The 11,670-nt window shown below is 69.4% G+C and carries 10 protein-coding genes and 3 pseudogenes; 3 read left to right on the top strand and 10 right to left on the bottom strand.

The window, feature by feature from the left end:
- Positions 1–586: 586 nt before the first annotated feature.
- From ACFYZS_RS32235 to ACFYZS_RS32195, 9 genes and pseudogenes are all read right to left on the bottom strand, one after another.
- The gene (locus tag ACFYZS_RS32235; RefSeq protein ID WP_389020337.1) at positions 587–1,390 is read right to left on the bottom strand and encodes a transposase; all 804 of its coding nucleotides are present in this window, start codon (positions 1,388–1,390) and stop codon (positions 587–589) included.
- 129 nt (positions 1,391–1,519) lie between these two features.
- Positions 1,520–1,591 (bottom strand): annotated as a pseudogene (locus ACFYZS_RS32230) (hypothetical protein); the annotation flags it as partial.
- A 547-nt stretch (positions 1,592–2,138) separates the two neighbouring features.
- Positions 2,139–2,465 carry a hypothetical protein gene (locus ACFYZS_RS32225; RefSeq protein WP_389020334.1) on the bottom strand — a complete coding sequence of 109 codons (327 nt, stop codon included), beginning with the start codon at positions 2,463–2,465 and terminating at the stop codon, positions 2,139–2,141.
- Positions 2,466–2,907: 442 nt separating this feature from the next.
- On the bottom strand, positions 2,908–3,258 hold the full coding sequence (locus ACFYZS_RS32220) for a hypothetical protein (protein WP_389020331.1): 351 nt from the start codon (positions 3,256–3,258) through the stop codon (positions 2,908–2,910).
- Between the two features lie 1,280 nt (positions 3,259–4,538).
- A pseudogene (locus ACFYZS_RS32215) lies at positions 4,539–5,126 on the bottom strand (transposase); the annotation flags it as partial.
- 127 nt (positions 5,127–5,253) lie between these two features.
- The gene (locus ACFYZS_RS32210) at positions 5,254–5,859 is read right to left on the bottom strand and encodes a hypothetical protein (protein WP_389020328.1); all 606 of its coding nucleotides are present in this window, start codon (positions 5,857–5,859) and stop codon (positions 5,254–5,256) included.
- Between the two features lie 656 nt (positions 5,860–6,515).
- Complete coding sequence (locus ACFYZS_RS32205; protein ID WP_389020325.1) at positions 6,516–6,956, bottom strand: hypothetical protein; 441 nt, start codon at positions 6,954–6,956, stop codon at positions 6,516–6,518.
- A gap of 237 nt (positions 6,957–7,193) precedes the next feature.
- A complete protein-coding gene (locus tag ACFYZS_RS32200) occupies positions 7,194–7,685 on the bottom strand; it encodes a BBE domain-containing protein (RefSeq protein ID WP_389020322.1) in 492 nt (163 codons plus the stop codon).
- Positions 7,643–8,548, bottom strand: a complete 906-nt coding sequence (locus ACFYZS_RS32195) for an FAD-binding oxidoreductase (RefSeq protein WP_389020319.1) — start codon at positions 8,546–8,548, stop codon at positions 7,643–7,645. Before ACFYZS_RS32195 ends, ACFYZS_RS32200 begins: the two co-directional genes overlap by 43 nt.
- Positions 8,549–8,963: 415 nt before the next feature.
- On the opposite strand from ACFYZS_RS32195, the pseudogene ACFYZS_RS32190 reads away from it, so the two are divergent.
- Positions 8,964–9,476, top strand: a pseudogene (locus ACFYZS_RS32190) (hypothetical protein); the annotation flags it as partial.
- Between the two features lie 60 nt (positions 9,477–9,536).
- Here the strand turns inward: ACFYZS_RS32190 and ACFYZS_RS32185 are convergent.
- On the bottom strand, positions 9,537–10,166 hold the full coding sequence (locus tag ACFYZS_RS32185) for a winged helix-turn-helix transcriptional regulator (protein WP_389020316.1): 630 nt from the start codon (positions 10,164–10,166) through the stop codon (positions 9,537–9,539).
- Between the two features lie 81 nt (positions 10,167–10,247).
- Between ACFYZS_RS32185 and ACFYZS_RS32180 the strand changes: the two genes are divergently transcribed.
- Both ACFYZS_RS32180 and ACFYZS_RS32175 read left to right on the top strand, forming a co-directional pair.
- The gene (locus tag ACFYZS_RS32180) at positions 10,248–11,000 is read left to right on the top strand and encodes an MBL fold metallo-hydrolase (protein WP_352039915.1); all 753 of its coding nucleotides are present in this window, start codon (positions 10,248–10,250) and stop codon (positions 10,998–11,000) included.
- Between the two features lie 23 nt (positions 11,001–11,023).
- A complete protein-coding gene (locus ACFYZS_RS32175) occupies positions 11,024–11,668 on the top strand; it encodes an NAD(P)-dependent oxidoreductase (RefSeq protein ID WP_376104010.1) in 645 nt (214 codons plus the stop codon).
- Positions 11,669–11,670: the final 2 nt, after the last annotated feature.

Raw genomic sequence — 11,670 nt, 5'->3', positions numbered from 1 at the left:
GTTGCGGGTCTGCAGGAAGTGGAAGCGCGGGTTCGCGCCGTCCGGTGTTCCCCGGGTGGTGAGGAAGGAACGGGCCCACTGTTGCTGGATCCGGATGATGTCGACGATTGTCGGTGACGGGTGAAAAGGGTTCAGGCACGGATTCCGTGAAGGTGGCCAAGAGCCGGTTACGTTCTGTGGTCGGTCGGAGTTTTGCTCGGGCCGCTGTGCTGGGCAGATCTCTGTGCGCGAGAATGTTCGACATGACGACTTGAAGAGCACCGGCCGGGCGACAGCATTGGCGAAAGGTCGGGAGCTGGGACACGATTCCCGACGGTGATCGACGCGTCTGCGCCGACTGCGGAACGCCCGTCAGTTCCTACCAGTACCGTTTCCATCCAGCCGAGTCTTCGATGTTCGAGCGGTGTATCGGGCTCGCCTGGTGTCCCACTTGCCGGATCTACTCCGGCAACATGGTGTACGTCCCGCGGAAGCGAGTCCTGGTCGACCTCCTCGCGTCTCTTCTGCCTGAGCAGCGAGAACGGCTTCTGCGTTCGGAGACACGACTGATCGAGTTCCTGGACCGTCAGGCGCAAGGCGCCAGAGGTTAGGGGCGGCGGCCGGCCACGATCAGGAGGAGCCGCTTGCGCAGCAGTGGAAGTTTCGCTCTGCCGAACATGCTGCGCTTGAGGGCTTTCAGGTCGTTGACGCGGCCCTCGACGGGACCGGAGGACCATTCGGTGCTCATGCCGAAGACGACGGCGTCGAGGTCGGTGATCAGCCCGGCGGCGAAGGAGGCCAGGCCGCACTGCTGATCAGCACAGACATCTGCGATCCATCCGCGCAGCCGGTCTCCTTCACGGTTGGTCATGATGGTCGCGAACGTCCTGACGTGGGTGATGGCGGCCGTGAGCTCGGGCGAACGGGCCAGCAGCGTCTTGAACCGCAACTGGTCGTCGTCGCGCAGGTCGGGGTGGCTCATGATCCAGCGGGTGGCTTCGCGAGGCGAGGGCGGCCGGGCCATCGGCGGACGCGTGGCTGCGGGCCGGCGCCCGGGACGCAGCGGCTGGACGTAGTCGCGCAGGGTGCTGTAGGCACAGCGAGCCCCGCGTTCTTGCAGCTCGCGGTGGAGGGTCGACAGGTTGGTGCAGCCCTCCGCGATCCGTTGCTCCAGGTAGGGCCGGTAGCGGTCGAGTTTGCTGATCCGGTCTTGCCACTGGCCGTGCAGCATCGCCTCCGGGCTGGCCGCGCGGGCGTACTTCCGCACCGTGTTGCGGCCCAGCCCGAGCCGGCGGGCGACTTCGCGCAGGCTCAGGCCCTGCTCGACGTGGGCGTGGACCGCCGCGTGGGTGTCGCGGAGCCGGTCGAGGAACTTCCCCGGCGGGTAGGGCTCGGATGGCTCCTGGCCCATGGAGGTCGGCACAGGTTCGGGTTCGGGCGTAGGCTCCGACTCGACGAGGTCGCGCAGGAGAACGCGGTGGTGGGAGACCAGCCGTTCGACGGCTTCGCCGAGGCTGTGCCAGACATGCCACCTGTCTGCGCAGTGCTGGGCCTGTGGAGCGCCGGTGCGCGCGCCTTCGGCGAAGAATGCCGCGCGGTCGCGGCAGACGATCTCGACGCCGCGGTGCTCGCGCAGCCATGCGGCCAGGGTCTCGGCCTCGCGCGGGCAGCAGGTCCAGGGGCTGGCGGGTCTCGCAGTCGAGCAGGATCGTGCCGTGCCGGCGTCCCTTCCTGGTCGCGAACTCGTCCACTCCGAGCACCCGCGGCACCGCCCAGCTCGGCTCCGGTAGCGCCATCACCACTCGAAGTACGGTCATCCGGCGGGGGCGTTCGCCGGCCGTAGCGGCTGGCCAGTCTCTCGACCTGTTCGGCGAAGGTCACTCTCGCGCAGCCGCTGTTGTCGCAGAACAGGCGACGCACCGACAACTCGATGAGTACCGGCCGGGTGCCGACCGGCGCATCGTCGATCCTGCGTCCGTAGCGGCTGTGCACCCGCATCGACGATGCCCTGCACCCCGGACACGCGGCCGCCGTCTCACCCTTCGTGCTCGCCGCGATCCGCAGCACGCCGCTCTCCACCACCACGCGTTCCACCAGCACCGTTACCAGGTGCGGGAACACCGACTCCGGCAAGGTCTCACACGACCGAAGGATGATGCCTAGGATGACGGAGCGTCACCAGCGCACGGCAGCACGATCCCCTTCACGGAATCCGTGCCTGAACCAATTTCAGAGCCCGTTGACACCTCTGCTAGGGCGGCTCGGAGGGTGTCGGTGACGCCGTCGGGAATCTGCACCTCCCTCAGCCTGATCACGGCGGTCAGGATGGACAGGGCGTTGGTCGTGATCTTCTCCTGCGCCTGCATCTTCGTTTGGAAGCGCCGGTTACGGACCTCCAGCAGTGGCGAGATGTAGCGGCCGGTGAAGATGGTCGTCGCCATCGAGATCAGTGCGGCACTCCCCCATGCGGGGATCCAGTCGAGCATGGCGCCGATTCTGGTGACGCGCAGCGGTAGGCGGCAGGCGAACCGGCAGATCCGACAGGAGTACTGCGGTCGATCGCTTCGAGACGGGCGGCGCAGGGCGTGCCGTGGGAGCCCGGTGGCCCGGGTGCGCCACAGTGGTCGGATGCGCCGCCGGACCCCTCGACATGGTGGACACGGCCTTTGCCGCGTTGATCCAGTGGTCCGCGTGATCGGCCGCAGCGCGCTGCCCGAGCTCTCGGAGGGCCATCGGCTACGGCAATGGCCGACGGTGTACAGGCCTGCCCCGCCTGGATGCCACGCTCTCTTCTGGTTGCCCGAACTTGGCACCTGGATCGAGGTGAAGGGGCCTGGCACACCCCAGGTCGCAGTCGTGCACCGCGCGATCCTGATCAGCCGTGGCGATCTGCCGGGGTGACCACGACCGTGGCCCCCGGGCCCACGGTCATAGCTGAGGCGTGAGGACCGTCAGGCGCAGCAGGGCGGCCAGGGCCAGGCCGGCAGGGATGGCGTACCACCAGCGGCGCAGCCATTGGGCCTTCACGAAGACCCATGTGAGCAAGGTCGCCGCGATGGAGAAGGCGAGTCCGAGGCCGGCCGCGAACGCGGTGTTGCTGACGGCCTGGCTGTCCCAGGGGCCGTCTGGCTCGACCATGTACGCGGTGAGCAGGACATAGCCCGTCACCACATGCCCGACGACAAGGACGACGGCGCACACGGCCGTACCGACCCGGCTCGCCGTCCGCAGCGGGCGCCCGCGATGCACGTCGGCCGCCGGTTCCGCGCTCCCGCTCACCTCAAGGCCTCCTTCGCCTGGTCCACTTTCCGGTCGAAGCCACGACCATACGCCTGGGCGGCGTCGCTCTCGTAGTACGGGCCGCCGTTGTAGCGGGCGGCGATCTCCTGCATCTGGGCACGCGTCATCTGCTCCGGCGGCACGTCCGCGAAGCCGCTCTCGGCCTTGAGCTGCGCCAGGTACTCGGAGGCGATGAAGATGTTCTTCGCAGGGTCCTTGATCGCGGACACCACCTGGTCCCGCTGAGGGTCGGTGAGGTTGTGCGGGTCGTACCCGAGCACCTCGGCAGCGCGCCGGACCTGGATGGCCATGGGCCCCATCGAGGTCTGATCGGGGTCCTCGCTGCCCGGCAGGATCTTGCGGCCCTCGTAGGCTGCTTCGTCGAGCCAGCCGGGGTCGCCCTCCACCTCCTGCCAGGCAATGCCTGCGACCATTTCGGGCGGAAGTCCCGAGTCGCTTGCAGCTGCCTTGATCAGATTCTTGTTCGCCGAGATGTACTCGCGGCGGCCGTCGTCGGAGCTGGACCACAGCCAGTAGTTGTTGCCCTGCCCCTCCGGGAGTCCGTCGACCCGGCTCGCGATGCGCATCAGCGCTTCGGAGACCACGACATCCGAACGCAGCGTAGGTATCGAGTCAACCTTGGGGCCTGCGCCCGGCAACTGGACGTTCGGGTTGGCCTGTGCCTCCCGCGCTTCGCTCTGAAGCGGTCCGAGATTCCTGAGGAACTGTTCCGGGTCGGGAATCGTCCCCTTGAACTCCGGGATCTGCCTGTACGCCGCCCTGATGTCGGCGGTGCAGGTCTCACGGGCCTCGGACTCGACGCGGAGGGCGTCGCCGAAGTGGTTTTTGGTCTGGCTGTAGTAGCGCTCCGCCTCCTCCCGGATCGCGTCCACATCGACCGTCAGTTCGGCGAAGAAATCCAGCACGCCAGTGGTGCCGCGCAGATCCTCCCACTGCCGCAAGGGTTCCGCTGCTCGCGCTGTCGAAGTGATCGCTTGGGCTTCCCGGGACATGACCGAGGAGAGCAGTCCCTCCGTGGTCTTGCCGTTCTTGTAGTGCGCCTTGGCCGTCGTGACTGCGTCGCTGTAACGGGCGAGGGCCGACGCCGCCGTGCGGAAGGCTCCCGAGAGGGCTTCGGCGAGGCTCTTGCTCTCCGCGAGCCGCTTGACGTAGAGATCGCGGGCCTCGCTCTCCCACTCGACCTTGGTTGCCTTGCGGAAGGCGTCACCGGTCGACTCAATCAGCACGTGGAGGCGCCTGAACTCGGCGGCATTGCGGTCGATGAGGGCCGGGTCGCCCTCACGCCACTGGCCGGCGTCCACGAGACGTTGGACGACGTCGCGGACCTGGCTGGCGGTGACGGCGGCCAAGTCGGCGCCGGGCTCCAGCCGGATCGCGTCCAGCAGCGCTGTCCACGAGGTCCGGCCGGTCTCCAGGGCGGCGACGATCGAGTACGGCCAGCCGGGCACCATCTGGTGCTTGCCCAGACCGCGGCCGAAGGTATGGCAGAAGGAGCGGTCCGAGGAGGTGTCGGCGTCCGGCCGCAGCGACGGGGAGACGTCTACCGCCAGCACCAGCCGACCGTCGCCGGCTCGGGGAAGCGGGACGCTGGTCAGCGCTCGTCGCAGCCGGGCGAGGTCAATCCGACCGTGATTGATTCCGGAGTACAAGGCCCCGTGACCGCGTCGATGCTCGGGAGCGAGCGCCAGGTCCACGAGGGTGCGGACCGGACCGTCGGTGCACAGCAGCGCGTCGCACAGCTCGAACAGGGCGTCGCTCCGTGCGGTCAGGCACGCGTACAACTCCGAGCGGAACTCCGCCACCACCGACAACGCGTCTCGTTGAACCTCGTGCTCGACCAGCCCCACGATCCCGGCCTCTGTACTGCATTGTCGCTCAGCACAGAATCGGCCCGCAGAGTCTCACACCGCTGGTGAACTGGGAAAACGCCGAACAAGTTCGACCCTCGTTCGACGCCGGACCAAATGGGCCATATCAGTCCCGGCGGGAAAGAGGGGTCCGCAGTTCCACGCGAAGCCGGATCGAAGTGTCGACGGGCAGCCCGAGGCTGGCGAGCTGCAGATCCTTCGAGTGGGTCGCGATGAGGTCGAGATCCCGCAGCTGGCGCTGAAGCTCGGCAATGGTTGCCTCGTCGAGGTCGGGTAGTTCCTCTTCCTGCTCAGTGAGGTGCTCAAGGTGCTCGTCCACAGCGTCCACGGCCCGTCGGCTGGCCCAGACCGCGAAGTCACGGCACTCGAACAGGTAGGCGTGCGCGGCATAAAGCGTCACGGCTGCCGCATTGTCGTCCGCATCCTCCGGGCCGTCCTGCCCATCGTTGTGGCAGTACTCGCTGAGCATGTACTCAGCCACACCCCGCTTCACGGCTGTGAAGGCGGTTGAGTCTCCGAGGGAGCCCTCCCACACTGAGTTCAGCAGTGGCCGCAGGCTCATCGTGAACGGTGCCCGATCCTCCTCGGGCAGTGCTTCATGCCAGCTCATGAGCCGTTCAGCGGTGCCAGCGGCGAAGACTCCGCGCTCACACGACGACATGGCCGTCAGGCGCTCCTCCACCGACGTCGACAACTCCTGCCACGTGTTCAAACCGAGCCACCCCCGAGTCGAGATACCAGTGAGCTCACGCCCACTTCGGGGATCGTCGCACCCACCCCTGACAACGCTGGAAGGGGCCATACACCAGTCCGCACCACGTCTGTCTGGGATCGGCTCCGCCGGGCACCGAGGTTAAACGTCAAGCTGAGCCGCACCGCTGGCCCCGCCCGGTCCACCGCCGGACCCGGCGGTGGGGGCAGTCACCTGGCCCGGCCCGAGGTCCTGGCCGGGGCGGCCTGCTGCCGGTGCGCAGGCACGGCAGGCTCCGCAGGCGCGGCCTGACCGGGCGCAGCGCCGGTCGGGGTGGTGGTCGAGCGGGAGCGGGCCGCCGTGGCGGAGGCGCGGGGCTGTAAGGACCTCCGGCGGCCGAACCACTGATCAGCATCCCAGCGGCCAACAGCACAAACACACACCACCATGAACAGGACTAGTTGCTGCGCCGACCTGTTGAGGATCCAGGTGGGTATCGGGGTCGGTGACGTGGGCTCCATGCAGCCGTACCCCGCGTAGCTCAGTTGGCAAGATCAGCGACAGAGTCCACCGACGTGCGCGTCGGCAGAGGAGCACCGCAGAGGATATGGATCAGGTACTCAACCTGGGCGGGTCAGGCACCCGTCAGGCAGCCTGCACGACTCACACCCAGGATGTCACCGCGCCGCGGGAGTGCCAGGGCCCAGCATCTGCCAGGATCCGGGCCCGCTCTGCTCAGCGCCCGCAAGGGTCGGCACGGTACCTGCCGTACAGAACGCCCACGCGTACACGTTGAGTGCCGAGCCGCTGGTGTTGCGCCCGTTGAAGAACCAGCCCCTGGGGACACCGTCCCAGTAAGCGGAATCCGCGCTGATGCTGAAGTCGCCGGGGTTACCGGCGACGACACTGCCACTGATCGCCACCTCACCGGCCGGGCAGGGGCTGGTGCGGACCTGGCCCGCCTGCCCCGGTGCAAGGGTGACGGTGCCACCCACCGCATGCAGCGCGATCGGCTCGGCGTCCGCCGAAGCCGAAGCACCCTGCTGCGCGTAAGCGATACCTGCTCCCGCAGCCAGAGCCACCGCGACCGACACAGCAAGCGTACGGACATGCTTCACGAGGACCTCCCGAGACCGATACGTCAAAGGCCCCTATCGCCCCGCACCCGGCAGTCCACCCCGTCATTCACCCGGACACCGCAAGCCGAATCGATCCGCCACCACCCGTCCGGTCCCATCCCAGTCACCCCGCGCACCGCAATCCGCTGGGCAACACTGGACCGCGAGGAGACGCGTCTGCGCCGCGACCAGCCGCGCTCCCCGGCCGCTCAACACGTTCGCACCGCCGCTGCCGGGCTACCTGTTCCCGCTGCCGGGTCCGCCGAGCGCTTGCGGGTAGTCGAACAGGCCGGCCGCGTCGTAGCGGCGCTTGACCTCGACCAGGCGGTCGTAGTTGGCACCGCAGTAGGCGCGCTGCCAGTCCCGCAGGTCCGGGGCAGGGAAGTTGACGTAGGCGGCGTCGGTTCGCAGGTGGCGGCGTAGTGTCCGGTGCATGGCGCGGGTCTGCTCCAGCAGGGTGCTGATGTCGGCGGGCGCGGTGCCGGGCTTCCACTTGGTGCCGATGTCGAGGACGAACGCGGCATTGCGGTGGGGGTAGGCGGTCCCGTCGGGGCGCGGACCTCCGCTGGCGCCGCCCATCGCGAAGAACGTCACGTGGCCGGCGGCGGGGCCGGGACCGGGACGCCATGTACGGGTCCATTCGGTGACGGCGCTGACCCTGTCCGGGGACGGCCACCGGTCGGGCATCAGGGACTTGGAGGCGTAGCAGCCCGGCTGCGGGCTCTCCATGAGGTGGTCCTGCGCACCCCAGAAGCTCCGTTCCTCAACGAACGTCCTGGCCGGGCCCATGCGCAGCAGCGGTCGCAGGACCCGGCGCAGCGCGTCCTCGGTGCCCAGCCGCTGGCCAGCAGGGCGAGGGAGGCGGTGCCGTCGCCCGCGTTCTTGAATCCGATGCGCAGGTCGAAGTCGTCTGCGCGGTGCGCGTCCAGGATCTCGCGCACCTCGTCCATCACCCGCACCCCGGCCGGCAAATCGAAGGAGAGGTCGAAGACCGTGGCACGCAGCCGGTCCACGGGTACGGCGTCGAAGACGAAGGCCGTGTTGATGCCGAAGTTGCCGCCCGCCCCGCCCCGGCAGGCCCAGAACAGGTCGGTGTTCTCGCGCCCGCTGGCACGCACCACGGTCCCGTCGGACAGGACCACCTGCGTCTCGGCCGGATGATCGCAGGTCAGGCCCCACTTGCGGTCGTTGAAGCCGAGTCCGCCGCCGAGAGTGAGCCCGGCGACGCCGACACCGGCGCAGCGTCCGCCGGGGAAGTACAGCCCCGCGTCGCGGGCAGCGTGCATGTCGGAGTTGGTCGCTCCGCCGCCCAGGTGCAGCCGGCGTCCGCGGGCTTCCACCTGCCGGATGGGACGAACGCTGATCACCAGACCGCTGGTGGTCGAGAAGCCGGCGTAGTTGTGGCCGCCCGAGCGCGGTGCGAAGGGCACGGCGTGCCTCGCGCACCAGCGCAGAGCAGCCGCCACGTCCTCCTGGGTGGCGCAGCTGAGCACTCCCGCGCGGCGGACGGCCGCGTAGCGCTGATTGTCGGAGCCGGCCAGGGCGGCGTGGCCGCGATCCTGCGGGCGGTACAGCCGCGAGGAAGAACCCACCGCACGGCGCAACTCACGCCAGGCCGCCGGCGCTGGAAGTGGCGCTGTGGCGGCCTCCACCGGCGTACCGCTGACGTGTCCCAGGGCGAGTGCCGCCCCTGCCGCCGAGGCCACCCCGCCCCGTAGCACTGCCCTTCGGGTGATGAGCACGATCGTTGCCTTCCTGCAGTCATCGCATCGGGTCGGCTCGGTGCCGGGCAGGCCCGCGATGAAGCGGGGCGGGAACACTGATGGTCCATGACACCGCGGGCCAGCCGCGGTCCATGCGAACGGGCCGGGCATACCCGGCGTGTGCAGGTGCGCAGGACGGGCACTGGTCGCTGCGCGGTACGGCTGTGCCGTACATACAGCACGAGCCCGCAGGCCGTGGCGGACGCTTTGGCCGGCGCCGCCCAGGACAGCGAAGCAGACGGCTACCGCGATGGACTTCACCGCCCGCCACCCGCGCACCGGCGAGCTGGTGTCCACCGTGAAGTTCATGGTGCAGACCCTCGCGGCCGCCGGCGAACTCCAGCGCGAGCTGACCTACGACGGGCTGCGCGCTGCCGAGGCCAAGGGCGCGAAGGGCGGGCTCCGCCCCGCCGTGGCGGCCGCGACGGCCGCGATCGTGCGCACCGCGTACCCGGAAGGCCGCTCCATCGCCGCCCTCGCCCGCGACCACGGCGTCAGCCGCGGCGCGATCAGAACCAGCGTCGCCGACCACCTCCGCACCACCGAGCTGGAGCCCGCCGAGCGCGCCGCGCTCGACCAGGGGATGACCGTACGGCGCGGCCAGGGCTACACCCTCCGCGTCAGCGCCGTCCCCGCCGTACACCGCCAGTTCCTCGCCCGCTGCCAGCTGCTCGACGGCGGCCACGGCCTCCCCGCTGTCCCGGCCCAGCGCAAGGCCAGCCGCGACTACGAGAACCGGGTCAGCGCCCTCACCCCGACCATGATCAATATCAGCGCCAACCGCTGTACCGATGTTCCTACCAGTCTCACAACCGGATCAGCGGGGCAGGATGCGCAGTACTGCCTCGCGTTCGCCGCTGAGCCGCAGGCCTTGCTGTTCTGCGGCGCTCAGATCGAGGTCGCCGAGCAGGGTCGCGGCCAGCAGGTGCGGCGGTCCGGTCAGTGACGCGGTGGGGTGGTCGACCCGGCCGGCGTGTGTGTGAACCGAGCCGTCCTTGACTTCGATGACCAGGTCCTCGCTGCCGTCGGCGTGCAGTTGCAGGGCGATTGCCGGCTGGTCGGGGCGGTGGTCGGTCAGTGCCCGGGCGGGCATGTCCAGCCAGTGGGTGCGGAAGGTGTCGCTGCCGCCCGGCTCACGCAACAGCGGCATGCCCCACCGGCTCAGCTCCCGCAGCACCGGCTCCAGCTCGCGGCCACGCTCGGTGAGGGAGAACAGGGTGGTGGCCACCGGCGGCGGGGCGGCCTCGCGGTGGATCAGGCCGGCTTCCTCGAGTTCGCGGAGCCGGTCGACCAGCAGGTTGCTGGCGATCCCGGGCAGCCCGTTGCGCAGGTCGGTGTGCCGGCACGGACCCAGGGCGAACAGTTCACGAACGATCAGCAGGGTCCATCGGTCGCCGACGGTGTCCAGTGTTTTCGCGATGCCGCAGTACTGCCCATAGGTGCGCATGCCACCACCCTACATCGTGGTGTTGAGATTCAAAACTCTCTTGTTGACTTTCTCAACAACGTCGGTCTAGCGTCGCTGCCCATGACCCCCACCCTTTCCGTGCGTCGGCTGGCCTGGGCCGGCGTCGAGATCCGTCTCGGCGACACCCGCCTGCTGATCGACCCGCTCGAGAACGTCGCTCCGCTGGCGCCGGTGATGGGGCCGCCGCACCGGCCGGTCGACCCGGTCGATACCCCGCCCGGCACCCACGCCCTCATCACCCACCTGCACCCCGACCACTACGACCACGACCTGATCGCCCGGATCGCGGCCACCGGCACGATCGGCTGCCACACCCCGAGCGCGGCGGCGCTGCACGAGGCGGGCATCACCCCCGTCGCCCAGGACCTGGGCCGGTCACGCCGCATCGGAGAGCTGACCGTCACTCCGGTGACCTCGCTGGACTGGCGCGGCAACGACTGTGACCAGGTCGCCTGGGTCGTCGAAGGCGCCGGCCGACGGGTCATCCACTGCGGCGACACCCAGTGGCACGGCAGCTGGTGGCAGATCGCCCGCGACCACGGCCCGTTCGACGTCGCGTTCGTCCCGGTCAACGGCGTCATCGCCCACTTCGAGGGCTACGCGGCCAACGTCCCGGCGACCATGACCCCGGAGCAGGGCGTCGAGGCCGCCGTCGCACTCGGCGCCGGCACCGTCTGCGCCATGCACTACGGCCTGTTCCACAACCCGCCGTTCTACACCGAACAACCCGACATCGAGCAGCGCTTCCAGCACGCCGCCGACGAGCGCGGCATCACCGCGGCCATCGTCGCCGACGGCCAGCCCGTCCTGTGACCATCAGAAACAAGGAGCAACACATGAAGATCGTCCTGTTCGGTGCCAGCGGCAACATCGGCCGGCCCACCACCGAGGAACTACTGCGTCGCGGCCACACCGTCACCGCGGTCACCCGAGCCGGCCACGTCGACGGACTGGGGCACAAGGCCCTGACCGTGACCACCGGTGACGTCACCGACGCCGCCGCGGTCGCCGGCCTCGCCGCCTCCCACGACGCCGTACTGTCGGCCGTCGGCCCCCGGATCGGCCAGGAGAACGACCGCGCCACGATCGTCGGTGCCGCCCGTGCGCTGATCGACGGACTCCGCCGAGCCGGCGTCACCCGCCTGGTCACCATCGGCGGTGCCGGTAGCCTGCGCACGCCGACCGGCGCCCGGGTCATGGACGACCCGGACTTCCCCGCGCTGTGGAAGGCCAACGCCGAGGCCCAGTCCGAAGCGCTCGACCTCTACCGCGGCGTGCACGACCTCGACTGGACGTACGTGTCGCCCGCCGCGGTCATCGGAGCGGGCGAGCGGACCGGGGCCTACCGCAGCGCCGGGGACACCCTGCTCACCGACGACGACGGCAACAGCCGCATCTCGTACGCCGACTACGCGATCGCCTTGGCCGACACGATCGAGAGCGGCACCGCGATCCGCCGCCGCATCACCGTGGCGTACTGAGC

The sequence above is a fragment of the Streptomyces sp. NPDC001903 genome (genome assembly GCF_042891345.1).
Lineage (GTDB): Bacteria > Actinomycetota > Actinomycetes > Streptomycetales > Streptomycetaceae > Streptomyces.
This window is presented reverse-complemented; position numbering and strand designations above follow the sequence as displayed.